The 24,960-nt window shown below is 67.7% G+C and carries 23 protein-coding genes and 1 pseudogene; 17 read left to right on the top strand and 7 right to left on the bottom strand.

What is annotated here, in order from left to right; all coding sequences use genetic code 11:
* Positions 1-505: 505 nt before the first annotated feature.
* Positions 506-3,682: an efflux RND transporter permease subunit gene (locus ACFSCU_RS14915; RefSeq protein ID WP_377561048.1), complete on the bottom strand. Its 3,177-nt coding sequence runs from the start codon at positions 3,680-3,682 to the stop codon at positions 506-508.
* Between the two features lie 75 nt (positions 3,683-3,757).
* Here ACFSCU_RS14915 and ACFSCU_RS14910 point away from each other — a divergent pair, with 75 nt between their 5' ends.
* Positions 3,758-4,006, top strand: coding sequence for a type II toxin-antitoxin system Phd/YefM family antitoxin (locus ACFSCU_RS14910; protein ID WP_180549459.1), 249 nt, complete (start codon positions 3,758-3,760; stop codon positions 4,004-4,006).
* Positions 3,996-4,289 carry a type II toxin-antitoxin system RelE family toxin gene (locus tag ACFSCU_RS14905; protein WP_377561047.1) on the top strand — a complete coding sequence of 98 codons (294 nt, stop codon included), beginning with the start codon at positions 3,996-3,998 and terminating at the stop codon, positions 4,287-4,289. Before ACFSCU_RS14910 ends, ACFSCU_RS14905 begins: the two co-directional genes overlap by 11 nt.
* Positions 4,290-4,331: 42 nt before the next feature.
* On the opposite strand, the gene ACFSCU_RS14900 is transcribed toward ACFSCU_RS14905, so the two are convergent.
* The 4 genes from ACFSCU_RS14900 to ACFSCU_RS14885 form a co-directional block, all read right to left on the bottom strand.
* Positions 4,332-5,870: an efflux RND transporter periplasmic adaptor subunit gene (locus tag ACFSCU_RS14900; RefSeq protein WP_180549460.1), complete on the bottom strand. Its 1,539-nt coding sequence runs from the start codon at positions 5,868-5,870 to the stop codon at positions 4,332-4,334.
* Positions 5,871-6,020: 150 nt separating this feature from the next.
* A complete protein-coding gene (locus ACFSCU_RS14895) occupies positions 6,021-8,774 on the bottom strand; it encodes a C45 family autoproteolytic acyltransferase/hydolase (protein ID WP_377561046.1) in 2,754 nt (917 codons plus the stop codon).
* A 34-nt stretch (positions 8,775-8,808) separates the two neighbouring features.
* A complete protein-coding gene (locus tag ACFSCU_RS14890) occupies positions 8,809-9,126 on the bottom strand; it encodes a DUF2322 family protein (RefSeq protein ID WP_180549463.1) in 318 nt (105 codons plus the stop codon).
* A 4-nt stretch (positions 9,127-9,130) separates the two neighbouring features.
* Positions 9,131-9,955: an undecaprenyl-diphosphate phosphatase gene (locus tag ACFSCU_RS14885; protein WP_180549464.1), complete on the bottom strand. Its 825-nt coding sequence runs from the start codon at positions 9,953-9,955 to the stop codon at positions 9,131-9,133.
* Between the two features lie 339 nt (positions 9,956-10,294).
* On the opposite strand from ACFSCU_RS14885, the gene ACFSCU_RS14880 reads away from it, so the two are divergent.
* The 8 genes and pseudogenes from ACFSCU_RS14880 (at position 10,295) to ACFSCU_RS14845 (ending at position 17,245) form a co-directional block, all read left to right on the top strand.
* Positions 10,295-10,729, top strand: a complete 435-nt coding sequence (locus tag ACFSCU_RS14880) for a DUF2306 domain-containing protein (RefSeq protein WP_377561045.1) — start codon at positions 10,295-10,297, stop codon at positions 10,727-10,729.
* A 121-nt stretch (positions 10,730-10,850) separates the two neighbouring features.
* Complete coding sequence (locus tag ACFSCU_RS14875) at positions 10,851-11,144, top strand: 2TM domain-containing protein (RefSeq protein WP_180549465.1); 294 nt, start codon at positions 10,851-10,853, stop codon at positions 11,142-11,144.
* A 40-nt stretch (positions 11,145-11,184) separates the two neighbouring features.
* Entirely contained in the window at positions 11,185-11,772 is a 588-nt protein-coding gene (locus ACFSCU_RS14870; protein ID WP_180549466.1) for a DUF998 domain-containing protein, read from the top strand.
* A 1-nt stretch (position 11,773) separates the two neighbouring features.
* A complete protein-coding gene (locus ACFSCU_RS14865) occupies positions 11,774-12,463 on the top strand; it encodes a glutathione S-transferase family protein (RefSeq protein ID WP_377561044.1) in 690 nt (229 codons plus the stop codon).
* 275 nt (positions 12,464-12,738) lie between these two features.
* On the top strand, positions 12,739-13,794 hold the full coding sequence (locus ACFSCU_RS14860) for a sensor histidine kinase (protein WP_180549467.1): 1,056 nt from the start codon (positions 12,739-12,741) through the stop codon (positions 13,792-13,794).
* Positions 13,791-15,359, top strand: coding sequence for a phytoene desaturase family protein (locus ACFSCU_RS14855; RefSeq protein ID WP_377561043.1), 1,569 nt, complete (start codon positions 13,791-13,793; stop codon positions 15,357-15,359). The genes ACFSCU_RS14860 and ACFSCU_RS14855 overlap by 4 nt, the downstream gene beginning before the upstream one ends.
* Positions 15,360-15,745: 386 nt before the next feature.
* Positions 15,746-16,267: a retropepsin-like aspartic protease family protein gene (locus tag ACFSCU_RS14850; protein ID WP_180549469.1), complete on the top strand. Its 522-nt coding sequence runs from the start codon at positions 15,746-15,748 to the stop codon at positions 16,265-16,267.
* A 142-nt stretch (positions 16,268-16,409) separates the two neighbouring features.
* Positions 16,410-17,245 (top strand): annotated as a pseudogene (locus ACFSCU_RS14845) (LytR/AlgR family response regulator transcription factor).
* Positions 17,246-17,711: 466 nt separating this feature from the next.
* On the opposite strand, the gene ACFSCU_RS14840 reads toward ACFSCU_RS14845, so the two are convergent.
* Positions 17,712-18,077: a hypothetical protein gene (locus tag ACFSCU_RS14840; RefSeq protein WP_180549470.1), complete on the bottom strand. Its 366-nt coding sequence runs from the start codon at positions 18,075-18,077 to the stop codon at positions 17,712-17,714.
* A 245-nt stretch (positions 18,078-18,322) separates the two neighbouring features.
* On the opposite strand from ACFSCU_RS14840, the gene ACFSCU_RS14835 reads away from it, so the two are divergent.
* The 5 genes from ACFSCU_RS14835 to ACFSCU_RS14815 all read left to right on the top strand — a co-directional run bounded on the left by ACFSCU_RS14835 (position 18,323) and on the right by ACFSCU_RS14815 (position 23,611).
* Entirely contained in the window at positions 18,323-20,161 is a 1,839-nt protein-coding gene (locus ACFSCU_RS14835) for a glutamine--tRNA ligase/YqeY domain fusion protein (RefSeq protein WP_377561042.1), read from the top strand.
* A 26-nt stretch (positions 20,162-20,187) separates the two neighbouring features.
* On the top strand, positions 20,188-21,696 hold the full coding sequence (locus ACFSCU_RS14830; RefSeq protein WP_377561041.1) for a P-loop ATPase, Sll1717 family: 1,509 nt from the start codon (positions 20,188-20,190) through the stop codon (positions 21,694-21,696).
* A gap of 601 nt (positions 21,697-22,297) precedes the next feature.
* The gene (locus ACFSCU_RS14825; RefSeq protein WP_377561040.1) at positions 22,298-22,888 is read left to right on the top strand and encodes a nucleotidyltransferase domain-containing protein; all 591 of its coding nucleotides are present in this window, start codon (positions 22,298-22,300) and stop codon (positions 22,886-22,888) included.
* On the top strand, positions 22,878-23,297 hold the full coding sequence (locus ACFSCU_RS14820) for a hypothetical protein (protein WP_308645746.1): 420 nt from the start codon (positions 22,878-22,880) through the stop codon (positions 23,295-23,297). The genes ACFSCU_RS14825 and ACFSCU_RS14820 overlap by 11 nt, the downstream gene beginning before the upstream one ends.
* A gap of 137 nt (positions 23,298-23,434) precedes the next feature.
* Entirely contained in the window at positions 23,435-23,611 is a 177-nt protein-coding gene (locus ACFSCU_RS14815) for a topoisomerase DNA-binding C4 zinc finger domain-containing protein (protein ID WP_308645906.1), read from the top strand.
* 24 nt (positions 23,612-23,635) lie between these two features.
* Here the strand turns inward: ACFSCU_RS14815 and ACFSCU_RS14810 are convergent, their stop codons facing one another.
* On the bottom strand, positions 23,636-23,977 hold the full coding sequence (locus ACFSCU_RS14810; RefSeq protein ID WP_377561039.1) for a hypothetical protein: 342 nt from the start codon (positions 23,975-23,977) through the stop codon (positions 23,636-23,638).
* A 74-nt stretch (positions 23,978-24,051) separates the two neighbouring features.
* On the opposite strand from ACFSCU_RS14810, the gene ACFSCU_RS14805 reads away from it, so the two are divergent.
* Together ACFSCU_RS14805 and ACFSCU_RS14800 are read left to right on the top strand one after the other, a co-directional pair.
* Entirely contained in the window at positions 24,052-24,288 is a 237-nt protein-coding gene (locus tag ACFSCU_RS14805; protein ID WP_377561038.1) for a hypothetical protein, read from the top strand.
* Between the two features lie 135 nt (positions 24,289-24,423).
* Positions 24,424-24,756 (top strand): RNA recognition motif domain-containing protein, encoded by a 333-nt coding sequence (locus ACFSCU_RS14800; protein WP_377561037.1) that lies wholly within the window; start codon positions 24,424-24,426, stop codon positions 24,754-24,756.
* The last annotated feature ends 204 nt before the right edge of the window (positions 24,757-24,960 follow it).

The following is a 24,960-nucleotide window of genomic DNA, read 5'->3' as shown; positions in this document are numbered from 1 at the left end:
CCCATCGCGGGCAAGCCCGCTCCCACAAAGAGAGAAAACCCAGGGCCGAGCGCAGCGATGGCCCGTGTGGTTGTCCCCTTCCCCTCTGGATGCGCCGAGGAGCGCAGCGGGCGGGGTGAGCGCGTGCAGCGCAGCATGCACGCGCATCGTGATCTGACTCGCTGCGGCTGTCTGAGCGAAGCGCGTAAGCGCGAAGCGAGTTCCGCAGCGCACCCCGCCCGCGAGCACCGCAGGTTGCCCGCAGCGAAGCGGAGGGACGCAGCCAGTGGGGCCGCCTTTTCTTTGCCTACTTTCTTTTGGCGGAGCAAAAGAAAGTAGGTTCGCCGCCGGGCGCACATCCCGGCCAACAGCGCTCCCAACGCCCAGGCCCCTCACCCCAGCCCTCTCCCCAAAGGGGCGAGGGAGCAATACCCCCACACCGCCAGAATTCAAGTCAAAACAACCCCCAGCGCCCACCCCACCTGCGCAAGCAGCTATCTTTTCAAAAGCACCCAGACATGCCTTCTCACGCATGCCCCACCCCCTCAACCACACCCCCGCGCCCCCGAACCCGCGCCGCCACCCGGTCAAACCACAAATAAATCACCGGCGTCGTGAACAGCGTCAACAACTGCGACAACACCAAGCCACCGAAGATCGCCAACCCCAGCGGCCGCCGCAACTCCGCCCCATCCCCAAACGCCAGCATCATCGGCAGCGCCGCAGCCAGCGCCGCCAGCGTCGTCATCAGAATGGGCCGAAAGCGCAGCAGCGCCGCCTGATGAATCGCCTCCTGCGGCGCCATCCCCTGGTGCCGCTCGGCATCCAGCGCAAAGTCGATCATCATGATCGCGTTCTTCTTCACGATGCCGATCAGCAGGATCAGGCCGATGATCCCCACGATGTCCAGCGGGTGCCCCGTCACCCACAGCGCCAGCAGCGCGCCCACGCCCGCCGATGGCAGCGTGGACAGGATCGTCAGCGGGTGGATGTAGCTCTCGTACAGCACGCCCAGCACGATGTACACGCACACCAGCGCCGCCAGAATCAGCCACAGCTGGTTCGACAGCGAACCCTCGTAGGCGCCGGCAGAGCCGGTCATGCGCAGCGTGATGCCCTGCGGCAGCCCCTCGGCCTGCGCCGCCGCCTTGATGGCCCGCACCGCCGCGCCCAGCGACACACCGGGCGCCAGGTCGAACCCCACGGTGGCGGCAGGGTACTGCGCCACGCGCGTCACTTGCAGCGGCGCGGGTTGCTCCACGATGGCGGCGATGCTCGACAGCGGCGCGGTCGCGCCGCCCGCCGTGCGCAGCGGCAGGTTCATCAGCGCATGCAGGCTGGCCGCATCGTCGCGCTGTGCTTCCAGTATCACGCGGTAGTGGTTGGTCTCGGTGAAGATGGTCGAGACGATGCGCTGGCCGAAGGCGTTGTACAGCGCGTCGTCGATGCTGCTGGCCGTGATGCCGAGGCGCGAGGCGCTGTCGCGGTCCACCTGCACGAAGGCTGCCTTGCCCTGCGCGCCGGCGTCGGTGGCGGTGCCGCGCAGCTCGGGCAGGTCGCGCAGGCGCACGGCCAGCCGCTGCGCCCAGGCATCCACCTCGGCGGTGTTCACGCCCTCCAGCGCAAAGCGGTATTCGGTGGCGCCGCTTTCGCTGTCCACCGTCAGGTCCTGCGTGGGCTGCACCAGCACCGTCGTGCCCGGCGCGGCGCGCTCGGCGCTGGTGCGCAGGCGCTCCATGATGGCGGGCTGCGATTCGCCGAACAGGCCGCGCGGCCGCAGGTTGACCACCAGCCGCCCGTTGCTCAGCATGGTGTTGTTGGCCGCGTCCACGCCGACCACCGAGCTGACCGACTGCACCGCCCCATCGCCCAGCACCGCCTCGGCCGCGGCGCCCTGCAGCGCCGCCATGCGGTCGAACGACACATCGGCCGGCGCCTGCACGCGCAGCTGCAGCTGGCCGGTGCTCTGCGTCGGGAACAGGCCCTTGGGAATCGCCCAGTACATCAGCACCGTCAGCAGCAGCGTGCCCAGCGCGATCAGCAGCGTCAGCGGCTGGTGCGCCAGCACCCAGTGCAGGCCGCGGTCGTACTGCGCGATCACGCGGTCCATGCCGCGCTGCATGGCACCGCCGATGCGGCCCTGGGCGTGATCCAGCGGCTCCAACCAGCGCGCAGACATCATGGGCACCAGCGTCAGCGACACCACGGCGGAGATCAGGATCGTCAGCGCGAGCGTCACCGCGAACTCGCGGAAAAGGCGGCCGATCACCTCCTGCATGAACAGCAGCGGAATCAGCACCGCCACCAGCGACACCGTGAGCGAGATGATGGTGAAGCCGATCTCGCCCGCGCCGTCGATGGCGGCCTGCCAGGGCGACTTGCCCATCTCGCGGTGTCTGGAGATGTTTTCTATGACCACGATCGCGTCATCGACGACAAACCCCGTCGCAATCGTCAGCGCCATCAGGCTCAGGTTATTGAGCGAGAAGCCCAGCAGGTACATCACCCCCGCCGAGCCGACCAGCGAGATCGGCACCGCAATGCTGGCGATCAGCGTGGCGCGCAGGCTGTGCAGGAAGAAGAAGATCACCAGCACCACCATCACCACCGCCAGCAGCAGCTCGATCTGCACGTGCTGCACCGAGGCGCGGATGCCCTGCGTGCGGTCGGTCAGCACCGCCACGCGCACGCTCTCGGGCAGCCCTTGAGTCAGCTCGGGCAATTGCTGCTTGATGGCGTCCACCGTGGCGATCACGTTGGCGCCGGGCTGGCGCTGCACGTTCAGGATGATGGCGTGCACCAGCTCGCCGCTGGTCTGCCCCGCCGTCGGCGCATCGGCGGCACCCGTGGCGCGCACGGTGGCGCCCTCTTTGATGCCAGCCCAGGCGCCCAGGCGGCTGTTCTCCGAGCCCCGAATCACCTCGGCCACGTCCTTCAGCCGCACCGGCGCGCCGCCGCGGTAGCTCACGATCAGCTCGCGGTATTGCTCGGCCGTCAGCAGCTGGTCGTTGCTGTTGATGGTGTAGGCGCGGCGCGGGCCGTCGAAGCTGCCCTTGGCGCTGCTCACGTTGGCGCCGTTGATGGCCGTGCGCAGGCTGTCCAGCCCCAGGCCCATGCTGGCCAGCGCCTCCAGGTTGCCCTGCACGCGCACGGCGGGCCGCTGCCCGCCCGCCAGCGTGACCAGGCCCACGCCGCTGATTTGGCTGATCTTCTGCGCCAGCCGCGTGTTGACCATGTTCTGCACCTCGGTCAGCGGCAGGCTGTCGGAGGTGATCGCCAGCGTCAGGATCGGCGCGTCCGCCGGGTTCACCTTGGCGTACACTGGCGGCGCCGGAAGGTCGGCCGGCAGCAGCGAGCCACCCGCATTGATGGCCGCCTGCACCTGCTGCTCGGCCGCCGCCATCGACTCCTTCAGGCCGAACTGCAGCGTGACGATCGAGACGCCTGCCGCGCTGGTGCTGCTCATGCGCGCCAGCCCCGCCATTTGGCCGAACTGGCGCTCCAGCGGCGCGGTGACGGTACGGCTCATCACGTCCGGGCTGGCGCCCGGGTACAGCGTCTGCACCTGGATCGTCGGGTAATCCACCTGCGGCAGCGCCGCCAGCGGCAAAAAGCGCAGCCCCAGCAACCCCGACAGCACGATGGCCAGCATGAACAGGCCGGTGGCGACGGGGCGGTGGATGAAGAGGCGGGAGGGGTTCATGGATGTGCCACCCACCTACCATCTTGAAAAGACCAGTTTAAAGACCTATATTCAGGTCTCGAAAGGAGTCCTGCCATGCCCCACCCTGTTCTTGCCGATACGGCGGCCAGCATTTCCGAGCTCAAAGCCAACCCCATGAAAGTGGTTGCCAGCGGCAACGGCATGCCAATTGCGGTGCTGAACCGCAACGCACCGGCGTTCTATTGCGTGCCGGCCGCGGCGTACGAGGCGATGATGGAACTGATCGACGACGCCCAGTTGCTGCAACTGGTCGAGCAGCGCCAGCACGAAGCCTCGGTCGCCGTGACGCTCGATGAGCTATAGCCTGCGCTTCAAGGAATCGGCGCTGAAGGAATGGCGCCAGCTCAGCCCCCCTGTGCGCGAGCAGTTCAGGAAGAAGCTGGCCGAGCGGCTGGAACAACCCCGCGTGCCCAGCGCCGCGCTGCATGGTGCGCGCGACCTGTACAAGATCAAGCTGCGTGCAGCGGGCTTCCGACTCGTGTACCAGGTCGATGACGGCATCGTCACCGTGACCGTGGTCGCCGTCGGCAAGCGAGAGCGCAACGCGGTCTATGCGGCAGCACTGACGCGCTTGAAGAAGAACTGAGAAGGCTGAGGACGTCATGCGTGCGAACTCGTCAACCGGCCATCACTGCGTCGGGCCCTGACCACCACGCTGCTCGCGCAACTTCTGCAGATACGCTCGCCTTTCCTCCGGCGGCATCGCCATCACCTTCTCGCGCACGTCGGGCGGCAGGCGGTCCATCCAGGCACCGCTGGCGGGTCTGGCCGGCGCGGATGCTCCTGAATCAGGAGCTTCTTGCACTGATCCTACCTGCGCTGAAGGCCGATTTGAATCAGAAGTTGCAGCCGCCGGCGCACTGCCCGCACGCGCCGCGCCGCTGGCGCCACCGCGCGGCTCCCGTGCACCCGAGGCACCGCCCCTCGGCCCGCGCGCCTCGCCCGCCAGCGCGACCCTGCCGCCATCCTTCACCCGGTCGCCGCCTTCGGTGACGACCAGTTCGCCCGCCTGCACGCCCGCCGTGATGAGCACGTCGTCCACCGTGGCGCCACCGCGCTTCACGGGCCGCATGTGCGCCACGCGCTCGGCATCGACCACGTAGACGTAGTCACCCTCCGGCCCGGTGCGCACGGCCGTTACCGGCACCAGCACGCCGGGCGTGGCGCCCAGTTGCAGGCGCACGTTGACGAACTGGTTGGGGAAGAGCTGGCCCTGCGCGTTGTCGAAGCGCGCCTTGGCCTGCAGCGTGCCGGTGGCGGTGTCGATGACGTTGTCGAGCGTCAGAAAGCGCCCCTGCGCCAGCGAATCGTTGCGCGTGCGGTCGAGCGCACCCACCGGCAGGCTGCCGCCGCGCTGCGCCGCCAGCACGTCCTGCACGCGGTCCTGCGGCACGGCGAACTTCACGTCGATAGGTGCCATCTGCGTGATGGTGGCGATGCCTGTGGCGGCGCCCGCCTGCACCATGTTGCCCGGGTCCACCGCGCGCAGGCCGATGCGGCCGCTGATGGGCGCGGTGATGCGCGCATAGCCCAGGTTGATGCGCGCGTTGCCCTCGCTGGCGGTGCTGCTCTGCACCTGGCCTTCGAGCTGCTTGACCAGCGCGGCCTGCGTGTCCACGTCCTGCCGGGCGATGGAATCCTGCTTCCACAGCGTTTCGTAGCGGCCCAGCGTGACGCGCGCGGCCGACAGCTGCGCCTGGATGCGCGCGCGCTCGCCCTGCGCCTGCGCCAGCGCCTGCTCGAACGGGCGCGGGTCGATGCGCGCCAGCAACTGGCCCTTCTGCACCGCCTGGCCTTCGGTGAAAAGCACCTCGGTCAGCACGCCCGACACCTGCGGGCGCAGCACCACCTGGGTGACGGGCGTGACGGTGCCGAGCGCATCGATCACGATGGGCAGATTGCCCTGCCGCGCACGCGCCACGCCCACGGTGGCCGATGCGCCACCACCACCGCCCATCATGCCGGGGCCACCACCGCCGCCCGGCCCGCCACCACCGCGTGCCGCTGGCGCCGCCGGCGCATTGGCGCGCTGCACCAGCCACCACGCGGCGCCGGCCAGCCCCAGCACGAACAGCAGCGCCAGCACACGGCCAAGCCAGCGGTGGCGCGGGCGGGCTGCCGGCGGGGGTGGCGGGAGATGCGGATTCGGTTCTTCGTTCTGGGGCATGGCTGACATCGGACGGCATGCGCTGGCGGGCGCGGTGCGGCGTGATGGGGGACTTGGGCGCCATCGTAGCGGGCGCCTTCGGGCGGCCCGGTGACCCGGACTTGAAGAAATGTAAAGTTGCCGCCCGCCGGGCCACGCCCGGGGTCCGGGTTACGGGAAGTTCGGCACCACCGTCAGCCCGGGCAGCGGCGGCACCAGCTCGCGCGGGTCGCGGCCGAACGGCGCGATGACGATGGGCGCATAACCCAGCACGTCGTCCGACAGCTTGCCCACCGTCTGGTAGGTGCCCAGGCTGCCCAGGCCCGCCACCAACACGGCGGAATAGCGCGGATTCAGTGGGTTGTCGCCCGCGGCCAGCACCGCGCTTTCGGGGTGCGTGTAGGTCTGGCCGCGCACGGTGAACGAGCGCGGGCCGAAATCCACCGGCCACTGCGCCGCCAGGCGCTGGCTGACGGCGTTGGTGGTCGGGCGGCCGACCAGCAGCAGGTGGTGGCCGCGCAGCTCGTCCTCGGTCACCTCGCGGTCGGCCCTGATGGGCGGCTGCACGTTGTGCTCGCGCCGGCGCAGCGCGGTCTGCAGCAGCTTGGCGGCCTCGTGGTTGCCCACCGCCTCGTCCTGCGTGCCGTACACGATCAGCGCGTGCTCCAGCTCGTCGTCCATGGTCAGGATGGTGAAGGGCGAACCGTTGCCGCGCGCGGTGGTGCCGTGCTTGTCGACCACCACGCGCAGCGGCTTCGCGCGTGTGGCGATGCGGATCTGCGCGTGCTCGGCGTCGAACACCTGCGCCTGCGTGACGTCGCCCTCGGCCGTTTCCACCGTCACCGGCACCGCCAGCGCGGGGCCGATGCGCGACACGTCCAGCGTCACCACCGCCTCCCAGCTTTTGCCCACGGGGCGTGATTCGGCGCCCGCCACGCCCAGCAGCGGCAGGCCGGGCTGCCGCGTCCACCAGTCGAACAGGGGCCCGAGCGGGCGCTGCGTGTGCCGCTGCAGGAACGTCTGAAAGTCGTGCGTGCCGACGCGCTGGCCGTTGCGCTCGCGTCCCAACCGGCGCATGGCGGCGTCGAACGTGTCGTGCCCCACGATGTCGCGCAGCGTGTGCAGGAACAGCACGCCCTTGCCGGCCACCAGCTGGTAGCCCAGCACGTCGCCCATGTCGGGGCGCGTTTCGGCCAGCGGTTTGTCCAGCCCCGCGCGCGCCGCGCGGCCGAACAGGCTGCGGTGATAGCCCAGTTCCACGCCCAGGTCGTCATCAGGGTCGGTGGGCGTGGCGCCGGGCGCGGCGGGTGCGTTCAGTTCGGCCAGCATGCGCTCCAGGCGCGCGAAGCCGGTGGACAGCCAGATGTCGGCATCGCTGGCCGGCAGCAGCGTGCCCTGCCAGTACGGCGGTGGCGGCGCGTAGGCCGCTGGCCTGGGCGATGGCCAGGCCAGGCGCGGGTGCGGCCTGTCGGCCGGCTGCGCGGTGGATACCCGCGGCGGCGCCTGCACATCCAGCAGGGTCCACGGGTTGGGGATCAGCGGACGGATCGCCGCGTGGTCGCGCGCCTCCTGCGCCGTGGGCGGCCACAGCGTGCCGGTGGGCGGGCCGAACGTGCCCCAGCTTTTTAGTTGCGACGCCAGCCGCGCATCGGTGTACTTGGCATCGACCCCGAAGGCCGACACGATCTCGGGCATGGACAGCAGCTTGCGCGCGAAGTCCTGGTCGATGCGGCCCTTGTGCGCGCGGTATTCGCGCAGCCACACCGCATCGCGCTTCGAGGGCTCGTAGGCCGCGCTGCCCGAAGGCCGGCCGTCGCGCCGCGCGGTGGCCGCCAGGCGAGCGCCCTCTTCCTTGATGTTGTTGTCGCTCCAGTAGAAGCCCTCGGCGCCCTCGAACCACTCGGCCCTGCTGCTGCGACGCAGCCGGCTCTGGCCGCCGGCCAGCGTCAGCAGCGCGATCTCGTTGCGCTTCAGGTCGCCCATCACCCATTCGGTGGAGCACAGGCCGTTGTCGTTTCGGGTGAGCAGCGCGGTGGCTTCGTCGATGCTGCCGGCGTACTGCTGCGCCTGGCGGATGCGCGCGGCCAGCGGCGTGCCGCCGGGCACCATGGGGCCCTGGTCGAGCGTGGTCTCGGCCAGCAGCATCCCGGCTTCGTTGATCGCATAGTCCATGCCGCTGTGCATGCCGCCGGGCGTGGTCTGCATGACGAAGCGGTGGCCCTGCGTGGGTTTGACTTCCATCCACACGTTGTAGAAGTTGGCCGGGTACAGGTCGTACATCGTGATGTGGCCGAACACGATCTGCCCGTCCGCCGTGGCCGGGCCGTTGGCGATGAAGGCGTTGCAGCGCTGCGGCGGCTTGCGGGCCTGGCGCGCCACGCGCAGCGTCGGGTCCAGCGGCTGCTGCGTGGCAATGCGCAGGTGGGGCACATTGGGCGTGACCACCAGCGCGTCGTGCAGCGTGTCGAGCTCGTTCGAGGTGTTGAGGGTGATGATGTCCAGCACGTCCAGCCTGCGACCATGCGCGCGCGCGCCGGCGGCGTTGGCGCCATCGACGATGCCCTGCATCTCCTGCATCTGTTCGGGCGGAAAACCCTGGCCGAAGAGGGTTTGCGCCACCCGACGGTTCTGCGCCCAGGCGGCCGCGGGCGCCTTGGGGCCCCAGAACTCCGACAGCGCGCGAATATAGGCCGCGATCTCGGTCGCCAGCAGGTGACCATGCTGCAGGCCGCGTTCGCGCGGCGCGCCCTCGATGTGCACCACCGTCCAGCCGGCCTGGGCGTAACGCCAGCCGGCGCCCCAGCGCTGCACGGTGTGCGGGTCGATGGGCGCGTCGGCCGCCGGCTGCGCCTGCGCGGTGCCCAGCCCCAGCAGCCACAGCGCCAGGCACAGCAGTGCCACCCGAACCGCTAACGCCTTGGCCATGGTCGATGCCCGCTGGTGAGGGATGGAGAGAAGTTCAGGCCGGCAGCGGCACCAGCCGCCAGCCCTGCGGCGCCGCCCGCTGGGCCAGCAGCAACTCGATATTGGGGTGCGAACCCGGGTGCGCCCGCGCCTCGGCCACGTGCTCGGCAAACCACTCCAGGCCCTGGGCGATGGCCGCCGCGCTCAGTTGCCCGTCGAACGCCTGCGCCAGCGCGTGGTAGATGCGCAGCGAGCCCATCTTGCCCGGCGCGGCGGGGATGTGGTGCACCACGGCACCATCGGCATCCAGCACGTCCAGTCCGCGCAGGTGGTCCGCCGTGGGCAGCGTGGCCAGCGTTTCAGCGAAGTTCATGGCTTCAATCCTGCCAGACCACCCACCCGGTCCACCACGTCAGCAGCACGATCAGCCCGAAGGCGATGCGGTACCACGCGAACGGCACGAAGCTGTGGCTGGAGATGTAGCGCAGCAGCCAGCGTACGCAGATCCAGGCGCTGATGAACGAGAACAGCAGGCCGACGCCGAACATGGGCGCGTCGGCCCACGACAGCAGCGCGCGCTCCTTGTAGAGCGAGTACACGCCCGCGCCGATCAGCGTGGGGATGGCGAGGAAGAACGAGAAATCCGTCGCCGCCTTGCGCGACAGCCCCAGCAGCATGCCGCCGATGATGGTGGCGCCCGAGCGGCTGGTGCCGGGGATCATGGCGAAGCACTGCACCAGGCCGACCTTCAGCGCGTCCAGCGGCGTCATGTCGTCCACGCTGTGCACGCGCGCCAGGTTTTGCGGCCGGCGCTCGGCCCACAGGATGACGAAGGCGCCCAGGATGAAGGTGGTGGCCACCACCTGCGGCGTGAACAGATGCGCCTTGATGGCCTTGCCGAACAGCAGACCCAGCACCACCGCGGGCAGAAAGGCGATCAGCACATTCAGCGTGAAGCGCTGCGCCTGCCGGCTGCTGGGCAGCGCCACCACGGTATCGCGGATCTTCTGCCAGTACACGATGATCACCGCCAGGATGGCGCCGGTCTGGATGGCGATGTCGAACACCTTGGCCTTGGTGCCGGTGAAGCCCAGCAGGCTGCCCGCCAGGATCAGGTGGCCGGTGGAGGAGATGGGGAGGAACTCGGTCAAACCCTCCACGATGCCCATGATCGCGGCCTTGACCAGCAGGACGGTATCCAAGAAAAACCTTTCTGAAACGCTACATCATTTGTAGCTTGCGGCGCCGATTCTACGGCGACTGACTGTCGATTTCCTTCATCATCCTGAAACGGACGGCACACCACCAGTTCACACCGCGCTGGCGCATCTCGCGCCGCGTGCATGCATTCCGTCGCATCGCGCTCGCACGGCGCCGGCCTGCGTCGCACAGTGCGGGCCATCGACATCGCCACCCAGGAGACCCGCCATGCTGCTGACCACCCTGCTCGCCGAGCATCCCGAAGCCATCGGCTGATGGGCGTTCGCCCCAAGGCCTTGGCTGCCGCCTGACCGCACCCGACCCATCCACGGAGTACTGCCATGCAGATGAGTCCCGTCATCGCCGTGCACCTGACAGCGGTCCTGGCCGCTCTCGTGCTCGGCCCGATAGCCCTCTGGGCGCGGCGCGGCCATGGCCAACCCGGCCGGAGCGTCACATCGCGACCGCGCCTGCACCGCGCCGCCGGCTACGCGTGGGTCAGCATGATGCTGCTGGCCGCGCTCTCGGCCCTGTTCATCCGCGATTTCACGCTGCCCAACATCGCCGGCTACACACCCCTGCACCTGCTGGTGCCCACGACGCTGGTCATGCTGGTGATGGCCTTCCGCGCCCTGGCACGCGGCGACATCCGGGCGCACCGCCAGGCGATGGCGCGCACGTATGTCGGCGCCTGCGTCGTGGCGGGGCTGTTCACGCTGTTGCCTTCGCGCTATCTGGGCCAGCTGGTATGGGGGCAATGGCTGGGCTGGCTGTGACGGCCCGTCGGCCGCCGCCGCATTTCGCGCCGCTCTGGCGCCTTCCGTCGCAAGCCGCTCGCGCCGCGCGCCACACCGTCGCACACTCGTCTCAACCCACACGTTCCACAGGAGCTCTGCCATGACCGACTTGCGGTCCCCCGCCGTCGACAGCGCGCTCGACCGCCTGGCCCGCCGTCGCGCCAGCGCCAAGATGGGCTGGTTCATACACGCGGCCGTGTACGCCATCGTCAACCTCGGGTTGGCGGCGCTGTCGCTCTCGGCTGGGCGAGACTGGCACGCCTACCCGCTGCTCGGCTGGGGGCTGGGCCTGGCCATCCACGGCGCGGCGGTGTGGCTGATCGGGCCCGGTGCCGCGCTGCGCGAGCGCCTGGTAGAACGCGAGCGCGCCGCGCTGGCCCGCCGCGGCCATTGATGGGGCACCACCGACCCCGATCCTGATGCACGAAACCCCCATGACCACCGCCCTCGCCCTGCTGTCCGCCCTGCTCTACGCCGCCGCCCCGCCGTTGCTGGCCGTGGTGCAGGCACGCGATCCCCATCACGACACCGTGCGCGATCCCGTGAGCGACTACGCCCTGGGCACGGCGCGCGGCCTGTTCCAGTGGCACGGCCACCTGGGCACGCTGGCCGCCGCGCTGATGGCGGGCGTGATGCACCTGGCCGGCCTGCCGGGCTGGCTGGTGGCCTGCATGGCGGCGGTGGTGCTGGCGCGCATCGGCGTGCTGCTGTTCCCCACCGACCTGGAGGGCGCACCCAAGACCGCCAGCGGCCGCCTGCACATGGGGTTCGCCGTGGCCTCGTTCGCGCTGTACTACACCGTGGCCGACAACGCCACGCCGCTGCTCGCCCCCGCCGCGCCGCCCGCGTTGGCCGGCGTGCTGATCGCCCTGCGCTGGCTGTGCGCCTGGGCGCTGGCGGCCCTGGTCGCCTGCCTGCTGCTGCCGCCGCTGCGGCGCTGGTTCGGCTTGGCCGAGCGCGTGTTCCTGATCGCCGTGCCGGCGTGGTTCGCCGCCGCCAGCCTGGCCATCGCGGTGCGCTGACATGACCCCGCCCACAATCACCGTCCACCACCTCCACAATTCGCGCGCGCAGCGCATCCTGTGGCTGCTGGAAGAACTGGGCCAGCCTTACGACGTCGTGCATTACCAGCGCGATCCGCAGACCCTGCTGGCCCCGCCCGCGCTGAAGGCCGTCCACCCGCTGGGCAAGTCGCCGGTCGTGCAGGTCGATGGCGAGGTGCTGGCCGAAAGCGGCGCCATCATCGAGACGCTGGCCGAGCGCCTGGGCAACGGCCGCCTGCTGCCCGCGCCCGGCACGCCCGCGGCCACGCGCTGCCGCTACTGGCTGCATTACGCCGAAGGCTCGGCCATGCCGCCGCTGCTGCTGAAGCTGGTGTTCGACCGCATCGCGCAGGCCAGGATGCCGTTCTTCGTGCGGCCCGTCGCCCAGGGCATCGTCGACAAGGCCATGGCCGGCTTCGTCGGCCCGCAACTGAAACTGCACCTGAATTACATGGAGGGCGAACTGCAGCAGCGCGACTGGTTCGCCGGCGATGCCTTCAGCGCCGCCGACGTGCAGATGAGCTACCCGGTCGAAGCCGCGCAAGCCCGCGCCGGCCTGAACGCCGCCGAGCACCCGCGCCTGACCGACTGGCTGGCGCGCATTCACGCGCGGCCGGCGTACCAGCGTGCGGCGCAGCGCGGCGGCCAGGGCGCGCAGCCGAGTGATTGATGGGACAGGCAGGCACTGGCCATGTAGGCGCGCACAGCCCCCTCTCCCGCACGCGGGAGAGGGTGGGGGTGAGGGCAACCACGCATCGCCACGAAGCACGCGCCGGCACGCTGCCCGCGGCATCGCCCCCTCACCTTGGCCCTCTCCCCCCTTCGGGTGGAGAGGGGATGGCAGGGGCTCGCTTTCAAGCGCTTTGCCCTCACCAACAAGCACAAAATACGGCCCTGGCGCCCATCCCACGGGCGCGCACAGCTACTTTACTCATAGCAACCCACATGCACCCCTTCTGGCGCGACACCCTTCGGCACGGCCTTCAGGTGCTGGCCTTCTGCTGCGTCATCGCGGTGTTCACCACCATGATGTGGCCGGGCAGCGGCTACGCGCGGCAGCTGGTGCATTCGATCAGCATCGGCATGATCACATGGGCGGTGATCGAGTTCGGCCGCCTGCTGGTGCCGGCGCAGCACTGCCACCGCAACCCCGACACCGGCGGCCACGGCTGGCCCAGGGGCTGGCGCGGCGTCGCCCTCACCGCCGCCGGCATTGCGGCAGGCTTTTTCGGCGGCACGCGGCTGGCGCGGCTGCTGCTGGGCGACGTGACCGAGTACCCGCAGCGCGACCTGGTGCTGGGCCTGCTGGTCACCGTAGCGGCGGGCACGGTGGCCAGCTTCTACTTTCACGCCCGCGGCCAGGCCGCCGCGCTGCAGGCCAGCCGTGCCGCCGCCGAGCGCGACGCCACCGAGGCCCGGCTGCGCCTGCTGCAAAGCCAGCTCGAACCGCACATGCTGTTCAACACCCTGGCCAACCTGCGCGCGCTGATCGGCGTCGACCCGCCTGCCGCGCAGCGCATGGTGGACCGGCTGAACGACTACCTGCGCGCCACGCTCGATGCATCGCGCGCCACCACGCACCCGCTCTCGGCCGAGTTCGAGCGCCTGCGCGATTACCTCGACCTGATGGCGATCCGCATGGGCCCGCGCCTGGCCGCGTCCTTCGACCTGCCCGAGGCGCTGCGCGACCTGCCCGTGCCACCGCTGATCCTGCAGCCGCTGGTCGAGAACGCCATCCGCCACGGGCTGGAGCCGCAGGTGGCGGGCGGCCGCATCGACGTGCGCGCCGAGCGCGTGGGCGACACGCTGCGCCTCACGGTGGCCGACACCGGCGCCGGGTTCGATGCGACCCACGTTCGCGAAGGCCGCTTCGGCATGGCGCAGGTGATCGAGCGCGTGGCCTCGTCCACCGGCGGGCGCGGCGTGGTCCACGTGCAATCGGCGCCCGGCGCGGGCACCACCGTCGCCCTCGAACTTCCCATCGACCAGGCATCGGCATGAACTGGGACACCCTCGTCATCGGCTCCGGCATCGGCGGCCTCACCGCCGCCGCCGCGCTGGCGCGCGAAGGCCAGCGCGTGCTGGTGCTGGAGCAGCACGACATCCTGGGCGGCATGACGCAGACTTTCGCGCGCCAGGGCTTCAGCTTCGGCACCGGCCTGCATTACCTGACGGGCGTGACGGCGCCTGGCGACGACGAAGCGCGCTTCGCCCGGCTGCTGAACACGCTGGGCGACGGCACGCTGCGCTTTCAGCCGCTGCCCGATCGCTTCGACCTGGTGCGGCTGATCCACCCCGATGGCACCGAAACGCGCTTCGCCTACGGCGCGCCCGAGGCGGACAACTGGGCGCGGCTGAAGGCGCAGTTCCCGGCCGAGGGGGCTGCCATCGACGCGTATGCCGACCAGTACGAGCAGGCGCGCCGCAGCATCAACACCATGATGGCTCTGCACGGCGTGCCGCGCCCGGCGGCCACGCTGATGCGCTGGGTGCTGGGCCGGCGCTTGCAGCGCCGGGCCGACGTGACGCTGGCCGAGGCGCTGGCGCACGTGCGCGACCCGCAGCTGCGCGCCATCCTGGCCGCGCGCGGCGGCGACTACGGCCTGCCGCCCTCGCACGCGCCGCTGGTGCTGCACGCGCTGGTGATGGGCAGCTATGCCGAGGGCGGCGCGGGCTACCCCATCGGCGGCCCGGCGCGGCTGGCCGAGAGCCTGGCGGCCGGCGTGTGGAACGCGGGTGGCGAGCTGCGCACTGGCGCGCGCGTGGCGCAGCTGCTGGTCGAGGACGGCCGCGCCGTTGGCGTGCGGCTGGCCGATGGCCGCGAAGAACGCGCGCCCCACATCGTCTCCGCCATGGGCGCGCTCAACACCATCGCCGCGCTGCCCGATGGCGTGGCGGCCGATTGGCGCGCCAGCATCCGCAGGCACGAACCCAGCTGCGCCTACATGATGCTGTACCTGGGCTTCAGCGGCACCGCCGACGAGCTGCGCGCCCTCGGTTTCGACGGCGCCAACCACTGGATCTACGACGGCCACGCCACCGGCGCCGCGCCCGACCCCGAGGCGCTGATCTGGCGCAACCCCACCGACGAGGACGCCGGCGCGCTCTACGTCTCCTTCAGCGGCCTGAACGACCCCGAGCACGCCCAAGCGCCCACCGCCGAGGTGTTGGCGCTGTGCGACTGGGAGGTGTTCGCCGCCTGGCAGGATTCGCGCCTCGGCCACCGGCCCGAGGACTACGAGGCCACCAAGGGCTGGATTGAGGACCAGCTGCTCACCCAGTTCAAGCGCCTGTTCCCGACGCTGGCGCAGCGCGTGGCCTACCACGAGCTGTCCACCCCGCTGTCGCAGGCCGCCTATGCGCTGGCGCCCGAGGGCGCCATGTACGGCCTGGCCACCACGCCCGAGCGCCTGCTCGACCCCGCGCTGCATGTGCGCACCCCCGTGCCCGGCCTGCTGCTGGCGGGGCAGGACGTGGCCTCGCTCGGCGTCGAAGGCGCCGCCATGGGCGGGCTGATGGCCGCCGCCACGCTGAAGCCGGCGCTGTGGAAGTTGATGAAGGGTTGAGCCGCCGGCCCTCCGCGGCAGGAGCGGCGGCAGCCGCGAACAAAGCGTATCCGCGGTGGACGACAGACCTTTTCGCGGCTGCCGCCGCTCCTACGACGCCCCGCCCCTGTGGGAGCGGCCTTGGCCGCGATACAGCGCATCGCCCCCAGCCACCGCCCCATCGCGGGCAAGCCCGCTCCCACACCTGGTCTTGTTTGATTTCCACGAAACAACATCCATTTCGTCATTCCGGCGAAAGCCGGAATCCACACGACGCGCGCGGCGGAGCTGGATCCCGGCTTTCGCCGGGATGACGATGGTTGACGTTTTGGCCGCAGACGCCGCACGACACCCAGTCCATCCGCCCGCCGCTGCACCACAGGCCGCGCCCCGGCATACTCGCCCGCATGGCCCCGCCCGATTCACCCACCCCCGCGCAGACCCTGCGCCGCAGCACCGCCGCCCTGCTCGCCTTCTGGCTGCTGCTGGCGGGCGCGCTGTGGTGGGGCTTTGCGTGGTGGGAGGGCCGCCAGCGAGCAGGGCTGGAGCCGTACCAGATGGCGGGCGGCGAGTTGGTCATCCCGCGCAGCCGCGACGGCCACTTCTACGTGCGCGGCGAGGTGAACCACGAGCCCGTCACCTTCCTCGTCGACACCGGCGCCAGCAGCGTGGCCATCAGCAGCCGCTTGGCGCGCGCCGCGCGCCTGCCAGAAGGGCGCCCCATCACCCTCAGCACCGCGGGCGGCACGCGCGAAGGGCGGCTGGTGCACGGCGTGCCGGTCAAGGCCGGGCCGCTGGCGCACAACGACGTCAGCGTGACCACCGGGCTGGACATGGGCGACGGCAGCGGCGCGCTGCTGGGCCAGTCGTTCCTGCGCCATTTCGACGTGCGCATCGAAAGCGATCGCATGGTGCTGCACCCGCGATGAGCCATGCCGCCTACCCGTCGTTGATCTGCATTCCCGTAGGAGCGGCGGAAGCCGCGAATGGCCGCATCGCCACGTGCAGGCGCCTATTCGCGGCTTCCGCCGCTCCTACAGTTCCGACTCATCCTCGCTGAACCGCCAAAAGATGCCCACCGCCCTGATTGCCGAAGACGAACCCCTGCTGGCCGCCGCCCTGCAGGCCGAGCTGGCGCGCGCCTGGCCCGATCTGCGCATCGTCGCCACCGTGGGCGACGGCGCCAGTGCGGTGCGCGAGGCACTGGCGCTGCGGCCCGACGTGCTGTTTTTCGACATCCGCATGCCCGGCCTGAGCGGCCTGGACGCCGCCGCCGAGCTGGCCGACGCGTGGGACAGCAGCGCCCAACCCTTCCCCGCCCTGGCCTTCGTCACCGCCTACGACCAGTACGCCGTGCAGGCTTTCGAGACGCAGGCCATCGACTACGTGCTGAAGCCCGTGCAGCCCGAGCGGCTGCACAAATCAGCGCAAAACTGCGCGCAGCGCTTGCTGCACAAGCGCCGGCAGCTATCAACCCAATAGCTAACCAGGCCAGCCTGCAGGCCACCGCCGACCAGCTGCGCCACCTGCTGGCCGCGCTGCAGCCGGGCGCCGATGCCGCCGCGCCGGCGCCGCTGCGCCAGTTGCCCGTCAGCACCGCCGGCTCGGGCGGCTCGACCATCCGCATGGTGCCACTGGCCGAGGTGCTGTACCTGCAGGCGGCCGACAAATACGTGCGCGTGGTCACGCCAGGCGGCGAACACCTGCTGCGCACGCCGCTGAAAGACCTGCTGCCGCGCCTGAGTGCCGACGAGTTCTGGCAGATCCACCGCAGCACCCTGGTGCGCGCCGACGCCATCGACACCGTGCGGCGCGACGAGGCCGGCAAGCTGCACCTGACGCTGCGCGGCTGCCCCGACCAGCTGGCCGTCAGCCGCCTCTACGCCCACCTGTTCAAGGCGCTGTAGGCGCGCGCGGCGGGGTTCGGCCCCGCCACTTGCAGGCGATGACATCGGCCTTGTGCGATCTGCCGCAATAGCGGAGTATCGGCTCCCAGCGCTTGATGGACGGGCGCTGACGGATAGATATAAGGGGAGTATCTGCTCACGCATCGGCGCAAACAATTGCCAACGCAGGCAAGCCCGCTCCCCGTCCCACGGGTACGGAGTCTGCCTGAAAACAGGGAGTATCGATCTCCAGCGCCCATCTGACGGGCGCTACTGAACAGGTATGCAGGGAGTATTAGAGGCAACACTGCACCCGCACCCTGCCCCGCCACACCGGCACGGGCGTACACCCGGCCCTCGCCGTCAGGCCGCCAGCAAAAGAAAAGCCCGCTCAGATGAGCGGGCTGCAAGGGTGGTCACCTTGGAGAAGCCGGCCTGGGCACTGGGGGCCTGTTTCCCGGCGGGAGAACCCGGAGGTTAACGCACGTCAATCGTCCCAGCCACGGTGCCGGCGGTGCTTGCGCGGCTTCTTGTGCCAGTGGCCGGGCGGGCCGTAATACACCGGCGCCGGGCGGTACACCACGCGCGGCGGCGCGTAATAGGCCGGCGGCTGCACATACACGGGGCGCGGGCGCACGTACACGGGGCGCGGCGCCACGTACACGGGCGCGGGCTGCACATACACCGGCGCCGGGCCGTAATAGGCGGGCGGCACGTTGCCCACCCCCACCGACACCCCCGGCGAGCCCACGCCCACCGACCAATACACATCCCGTGCCTGGGCCACACCCACGGCGCCCAGCGCGCCCGCGGCGAGCAGCCCGGTGGCCAACATGCGCTGCATCGTCTTCATGGTCAAACTCCTGGTACGCGGCCCGTTGCGGGATATGCCGAACGCGGCCGATACCCTGATTAAACGAAGCAAAGCGCGATACAGACCACATCGCCCAGGTGAAAGCCGTATCCAACGGTAACCCACACCTTGAAAAATCAAGGGTTTACGCCAGCCCGGCGGCACAAAGTCACACCCGCGGCGACCCACCGCGCCCACCGGCGCCGCGTGCCGCACCAACGGGGTGCCGACCTAGAATCTGCGCCATGTCATCCCCCGCCAAACCCACCCCGGCCGACGCCGCCAAGCCCAGCAACTTCATCCGCCAGGCCATCGAGGCCGACCTTGAAAAAGGCACCCACGCCCAGCGCATGTGGGGCGGCCAGCCGGGCGACGGCCCCAGCCACGCCGCCGGCGCGCTGGACCCGGCGCGCATCCGCACGCGCTTTCCGCCCGAGCCCAACGGCTACCTGCACATCGGCCACGCCAAGAGCATCTGGCTCAACTTCAGCCTGGCGCAAGAGTACGGCGGCGTGTGCCACCTGCGCTTTGACGACACCAACCCCGAGAAGGAAGAGCAGGAGTACGTCGACAGCATCCGCGACATGGTGCGCTGGCTCGGCTGGGACCACCACTTTGCCGACGACCCCGCCCGCCCCGGCGTGAAGCAGCCGCACGAATACTTCGCCAGCGACTACTTCGACTTCATGTACCGCGCGGCCGAATACCTCATCGAAGCCGGCCACGCCTACGTGGACGAGCAGACCCCCGAGCAAATGCGCGCCACGCGCGGCGACTTCGGCACGCCCGGCACCAACAGCCCCTTCCGCGACCGTTCGCCCGCCGACAACCTGGCGCGCTTCCGCGAAATGCGCGATGGCCAGCACGCCGACGGCGCCATGGTGCTGCGCGCCAAGATCGACATGGCATCGCCCAACATCAACCTGCGCGACCCGACGATTTACCGCATCCGCCGCGCCACGCACCACAACACCGGCGACAAGTGGTGCATCTACCCCATGTACACCTACGCGCACCCCATTGAGGACGCGCTGGAGCAGATCACCCACTCCATCTGCACGCTGGAATTTGAAGACCAGCGCCCCTTCTACGACTGGCTGCTGGAGCGCCTCATCGAAGGCGGCCTGCTCAAGGCCCCGCCGCCGCGGCAGTACGAATTTGCGCGCCTGAACCTCACCTACGTCATCACCAGCAAGCGCAAGCTGGCGCAGCTGGTGAACGAGAAAAAAGTCAGCGGCTGGGACGACCCGCGCATGCCCACCATCGTCGGCCTGCGCCGCCGCGGCTACACGCCCGAGGCCATCCAGCTGTTTGCCGAACGCATCGGCGTGACCAAGAGCGATTCCTGGATCGACTACAGCACGCTCGACGGCTGCCTGCGCGAAGACCTGGAAAACAAAGCCCACCGCGGCATGGCCGTGCTCGACCCCGTCAAGCTGGTGCTCACCAACTGGGCCGAGGTGTTCGGGTCGGACGCCTACACCGAAGACTGCACCCAGCCCGCCCTGCCCCACAGCGCCATTGCCGAAGGCCAGACCCCGCCGCCCGACCGCGTGTTCAAGATCGGCAAAGACGTGTGGATCGAACGCGAAGACTTTGAAGAAGTGCCGCCCAAGGGCTACAAGCGGCTGTTCCCCGGCAACGTCGTGCGCCTGAAAGGTGGCTACGTCATCGAATGCACGGGTTGCGCCAAAGACGCGGACGGCAAAGTGACCGAAGTGCACGCCAAAGTGATCGCCGGCACCAAGAGCGGCACCCCCGGCGCCGACAGCGTCAAGGCCAAGGCCGCCATCACCTGGGTGGGCGCCGCCGACGGCGTGAGCGCCGAAGTGCGCCTGTACGACCACCTGTTCACCGACCCGCAACCCGACGCGGGCGGCAAGAACTTCCTGGATGCGTTGAACCCCGACAGCCTGAAGGTGGTGACGGCGGTCGTGGAACCGTCACTGGCCGCGGCCAAGCCGGACCAGAAATTCCAGTTTGAGCGGCACGGCTACTTTGTGGCCGACCGGGCGGACCATGGCGTGGGCGGGAAAGTGGTTTTCAACCGGGTGACGGGGTTGAAGGATGGCTGGGGAAAGTAAGCTCATTCAAAACAGGGCGGTACAAAGTGAACTATTTGCGCAATTCTTCTATTGCAGAGGAGCGGGAGCAGGTTGACTACGAGGTCATCTTTGGCAACGACAATGGCGAAGATGAGGATCCCGAAGTATTGGCAGGTTATTTCCTTGAACACCAATCATTCACCAGAGCATCCGACAAGAGTCGTCGCATTGAGATAGTCAAAGCAAGAAAGGGCATGGGCAAATCCGCGCTACTTTCTCACCTGAAATATCGACTAATCAACGCCAATAACCCATTAGACAAAGAGTCCATAGTAATCAAGGTAACCGGAAACGAACTCATTGGCCTTGCCGACTTCACAGGAAATGACGCCTCCAAGATAGAAAATCGATGGAAGCAAGTGATATGCAAGCGCATCTCTATGGAGATTGCAAGTCAAATAGGATTTGCAGGCTCAGATGACACAATGTCACTGGTAGAAGCAGCAGAGATAGAGGGCCTAAAGGGCAAGAATCTTGTCACCGGCCTTATGGCCAGGATTGGGAAAGCCATAAACATTGCAGCTCTTGCAGCAACAAACGGCGCCGTTTCGCTAGAAGCGAGCAATCCTACAGACCCTGACAGGCTTGGCTACGAACACATTCTCAGAAGACTGCAAGAATCCAAAGCAAAAAGCGTTTGGCTTCTTGTTGACGACATCGACGCAAAATTTGTCGATACACCCGAACTACAAACTAGAATTGGAGCCTTCTTCAGCGCAATTAGATCTCTTGCATTTTCTGTTGAGGGTCTTCGCATCAGAGCAAGTGTACGCCCAGATGTCTGGACAAATTTGAGAGGCATGGAGGATCAAGATAAATTTAGACAATACATTACTGAAATAAAGTGGTCAGACGAGCATCTGAGAAGTATATTTGCAAAAAGAATTCTTAGCTATTTACAAAGAAATGGAAGCGCCGAATACGCACACTGGAATGAACAAACAGACTACACCCGGATTTTGGCCCAGGTTTTTTCGGGCCAATTTAGAATCGGGTCCGAAAAGGACAGCGATCCACTACGAGTTGCGATGATGCTTGCAGGCAAGAGACCTAGGTGGCTAGGGCAACTCTGCAAACAAGCTGGAAATGCAGCCGGAACCCATCTTATTCAGCAACGTCACTTTGATGCCGTAATGGGCTCATTTGGCCAAGAAAAAATAAGCGATCTAATTAAAGAGCATCAACACCAGTTCAAGGAACTCCAAAAAGTTATTGATGCATTCAGGGGTAGCGAAAAAAGCCTAACCAAGTTCAAATTAATATCGCTAATAGACAGGTTATTCGTAAAAAAGCTGGGCGCCGAAAATATTCCGAGCGTAAACGGATTCCCCTTCAAATCCACCGATCAACTCGCAGAATTTTTATTCGAAATTGATTTTATAGTTGGCGAGAAGGGCGGCAAACATACCCAATATCAGCACGATCCGACGCTATTTTCGAGCGAGCATAACGCGCAAAACAAGATTCCTTGGATCGTGAACCTCAGCTATCGAAAATTTTTGGGCATCCAATAAACGAAGGGACAGACACCTTTAGGCTCGATTTGGCACTTCGTCACCCTACCTAAAAGTGCCTCAACCGCACCGGCGGTTCTCGATGTCTAACAGGCCCTAAAAAGACCACGAAATCCGGGTCGATTCATAAGGATTCGGGGCTAGATGGGGAAAAAGCCACCGCGCCCCGTCGTGTTGCCTGATCCAACAAACTCGGTGTGGCGTAACTTTGACAAGGTCTCAGCGTTCGGCTCTTCGTTCTCCAAGATGATGATCTGCCCGGGTTCCTTGCGTGAAGGGGGGAAATTGGGGTCAGATGAAGATTACTCGTCGCACCTCGGACAGCAGCAATCATTTCTGCGGGTGTGTCCGCGGTCCTCGCTGCAAGACCACGCTGCCCAAGGTGACTGCCTCCCGCGCCGCATGATGCGCTGGCCAGTATATTTTTTATAGCTGCTCGCGCCTGACCATCAAGCGCTGAAGCCGGTTTTAGCCTCTAACCGTAGTGACTATTGGGCCAAATGAAAACGCCCTTTCAGCCATGATCAATGAGGCGCATCGCTGCCCCATCACCAACCCAATTCGGGTTTCATCAAACCCAATTTGGGTATAAACTGCCAGCATGACCTCGACCGCCGACGCCCTCTTCCCCGCGGTGCGCCAGCGCGTGCTGGCGGTGCTGTTCGGGTCGCCGGATCGCAGCTTTTACGCCAACGAGTTGATCGCGCTCGCGCGCTCGGGCACGGGGGCGGTGCAGCGTGAGTTGGCCAGTTTGCTGGCGGCCGGGCTGATTACAGTCCGTGACCAGGGCAACCAGAAGCACTATCAAGCCAACGCGGCGTCGCCGGTGTTTGCCGAACTGCGCGGGCTGGTGCTGAAAACGGTGGGCCTAGCCGATGTGCTGCGGGCGGCGCTGGCGCCGCTGGCGGGGCAGATCACCATGGCCTTCGTCTATGGCTCAGTCGCACGGCGCGAGGACACGGCCGCCAGCGACGTGGATGTGCTGATCGTCAGCGATGCGCTGGGCTACGCCGAGGTGTTTGGCGCGCTGGAAAGTGCGGCGCAGACGCTGGGCCGCGCCATCAACCCCACGCTGTACACCCGTGCCGAACTGGCGCGGCGGCGCGCGCAGGACAACGCCTTTGTCACCCGCGTGCTGGATCAGCCGCGCATCTGGCTGATGGGCGATGAAGAGGTATTGCGTGGCGACTGACTCGCTGTTCAACCTGAGCGGGCCAGGCAAGCCGCTGAAAGCCGAGCCGCCCGACACGGCCGAGACCGCTGGCCTGCTGCGTACCGGCCGCGCGCGCCTGATGGACGCGGGCAACGCCGCGCTGTCGCTCGAAAGCCGGTTCGACCTGGCCTACAACGCCGCGCACGCGCTGTGCCTGGCCGCGCTGCGGCGGCAGGGTTATCGCCCCAGCCAGCGCTACATCGTCTTTCAGGTGCTGCCGCACACGCTGGGCTTGGGGCCGGAAGTCTGGCGCGTGCTGGACAAGTGCCACAACACACGGAATCTGGGCGAATACGAGGGACTACTGGACATCGACGAGCGCCTGGTCAGCGGCCTGATCGAGGCGGCGCAGCGCGTGGACGAGGCTTTGCGCGCAGCGGGTGCGTGAACCTATGACCTCGTTCCACTTTCACGCCCGACGCGCTTGCGTTCGCGCAGGCTGACGGCATCAACGCGCTGGATGGCTCGCGCCTGCTGGATCAGATCGCCCGCCTCACGCCCGAGCAGCAGGCCGCGCTGTTGGCGGTGGCGTTCGAGGGTGAATATTGGCGCCCCAACTGCCCGAGCTGCGGCGTGAAGATGCTTGAGCGCGACGCGCGCAAGTCGGGCGAGCGCTTCTGGGGCTGCGAGAACTTTCCGCGCTGCAAGACCACGCAGCCGATGACGAGGGCGGCCGCCATGACACCGCAAGCCAACGGCTGATCGCCCGCAGCGCCTGGTCTTTCTCTATATTTTCGATAGCAGCTTGCGCCGTCTGGACAAGCGCGGGAGCACGATTTGGCCATTGATCGCCTGAAGGCCGCGCAGTGCCGGAAAATCGACCACGACTCGCCTCAAAATCGCTCGAAAATCCCCCATGGACAACACCCAAAAATAAAAGTCCGACGGTCTGGAAATATCAACTACACTGCTTCGGTCGTTGCTTGAAAATCCCTCCGGGCTTTTTTCTGAACGATATGCACGGCAGCCACCCAACGGGTCGCCTGCATTCTTGGCAGCACGCCGCCAGGCTGCGCCACCCGCTGTCTTGAAAGAGCCTTGAGCAGCGCGGTTGTCCTTCAGGCTCACGCAGGATGCCCACGGCAAGCCTGCGGATTTGCATGATTTCTGTTTCCACTTTTTCCCCCTCCATGGGCGCGGCCATGATGCCGCTGCCGACCCCCTCGCCTGCCCCCGAACGACGCCAGCTCACGCTGGGCAAACCCATGCTGACCCGCATGATCGAAGTGCCGGGCGCTCTGTTTCTTGAAGCAGTGACGCCGGTGCGCCGGCGCCGCCAGTTGCAGCCGGCGGCACGTGTGCTGGCACGCCTGCTGGCCGTCACGCAGCTGCAATGGTTCGACGACCAGGGCGGCGCACGACCGCTGGCGGCGGCCTGACGCAGCCTTGACCGGCGCCCGCGCGGCCGCTGCCGCCACGGCGTCTTGCGCGCTCACTGCTGGGCGCCCGTTTTTCCCGGTGGCCCGGGTTTTGATATTGCCGGGGCCGCCATTTTCCTGAAGAGAGAAATATCCATGAGCCAAAAAATCTATGTGGGCAATCTGCCCTATTCCGCTTCTGATGCCGACCTGCAGCAAAATTTTTCGGCCTTCGGCGATGTGGTTTCGGCCACCGTGATGACCGACCGCGACACCGGTCGCTCGAAGGGCTTCGGCTTTGTCGAGATGAGCAGCCCCGCCCAGGCGCAGGCCGCCATCGAGGGGCTGAACGGCCAGTCGGTCTCGGGCCGCGCGCTGGTGGTGAACCTGGCACGCCCGCGCGACGACAGCGGCCCGCGTGGCGGCGGTGGCGGTGGCTATCGCTCCGGCAACGGCGGCGGTTATCGCGGCGGCGGCGGTCGCTACTGATCAACTGATCGCAGCGGCGGTCCGCAAGGCCCGTCAGCGCGCAGGAGCGCAGGCCCCGGCCTTGGCGCACGACACAGGCGGACACCTTGGCTGGTGTGCCGCCTGTGTTGTTTCTGGCGCTGTACGCTGGCAAGAGCGTGCGGCCCTGCGCCACGGGTTCAGCGCGCCGGGCCGGCCGGTCGGGGCGCATCACCCGCCGGGCGC

Source organism: Ottowia beijingensis (genome assembly GCF_042680925.1).
GTDB lineage: Bacteria > Pseudomonadota > Gammaproteobacteria > Burkholderiales > Burkholderiaceae_C > Ottowia > Ottowia beijingensis.
Note: the sequence above shows the minus strand (reverse complement) of the source record. Positions and strands in the feature narration are given on the sequence as shown.

Coding starts and splice junctions, on each gene's coding strand:
- ACFSCU_RS14915 (WP_377561048.1), bottom strand. CDS start 3,682: ATGAACCCCTCCCGCCTCTTCATCCACCGCCCCGTCGCCACCGGCCTG.
- ACFSCU_RS14910 (WP_180549459.1), top strand. CDS start 3,758: ATGCCCCACCCTGTTCTTGCCGATACGGCGGCCAGCATTTCCGAGCTC.
- ACFSCU_RS14905 (WP_377561047.1), top strand. CDS start 3,996: ATGAGCTATAGCCTGCGCTTCAAGGAATCGGCGCTGAAGGAATGGCGC.
- ACFSCU_RS14900 (WP_180549460.1), bottom strand. CDS start 5,870: ATGCCCCAGAACGAAGAACCGAATCCGCATCTCCCGCCACCCCCGCCG.
- ACFSCU_RS14895 (WP_377561046.1), bottom strand. CDS start 8,774: ATGGCCAAGGCGTTAGCGGTTCGGGTGGCACTGCTGTGCCTGGCGCTG.
- ACFSCU_RS14890 (WP_180549463.1), bottom strand. CDS start 9,126: ATGAACTTCGCTGAAACGCTGGCCACGCTGCCCACGGCGGACCACCTG.
- ACFSCU_RS14880 (WP_377561045.1), top strand. CDS start 10,295: ATGCAGATGAGTCCCGTCATCGCCGTGCACCTGACAGCGGTCCTGGCC.
- ACFSCU_RS14875 (WP_180549465.1), top strand. CDS start 10,851: ATGACCGACTTGCGGTCCCCCGCCGTCGACAGCGCGCTCGACCGCCTG.
- ACFSCU_RS14870 (WP_180549466.1), top strand. CDS start 11,185: ATGACCACCGCCCTCGCCCTGCTGTCCGCCCTGCTCTACGCCGCCGCC.
- ACFSCU_RS14865 (WP_377561044.1), top strand. CDS start 11,774: ATGACCCCGCCCACAATCACCGTCCACCACCTCCACAATTCGCGCGCG.
- ACFSCU_RS14860 (WP_180549467.1), top strand. CDS start 12,739: ATGCACCCCTTCTGGCGCGACACCCTTCGGCACGGCCTTCAGGTGCTG.
- ACFSCU_RS14855 (WP_377561043.1), top strand. CDS start 13,791: ATGAACTGGGACACCCTCGTCATCGGCTCCGGCATCGGCGGCCTCACC.
- ACFSCU_RS14850 (WP_180549469.1), top strand. CDS start 15,746: ATGGCCCCGCCCGATTCACCCACCCCCGCGCAGACCCTGCGCCGCAGC.
- ACFSCU_RS14840 (WP_180549470.1), bottom strand. CDS start 18,077: ATGAAGACGATGCAGCGCATGTTGGCCACCGGGCTGCTCGCCGCGGGC.
- ACFSCU_RS14835 (WP_377561042.1), top strand. CDS start 18,323: ATGTCATCCCCCGCCAAACCCACCCCGGCCGACGCCGCCAAGCCCAGC.
- ACFSCU_RS14825 (WP_377561040.1), top strand. CDS start 22,298: ATGACCTCGACCGCCGACGCCCTCTTCCCCGCGGTGCGCCAGCGCGTG.
- ACFSCU_RS14805 (WP_377561038.1), top strand. CDS start 24,052: ATGATGCCGCTGCCGACCCCCTCGCCTGCCCCCGAACGACGCCAGCTC.
- ACFSCU_RS14800 (WP_377561037.1), top strand. CDS start 24,424: ATGAGCCAAAAAATCTATGTGGGCAATCTGCCCTATTCCGCTTCTGAT.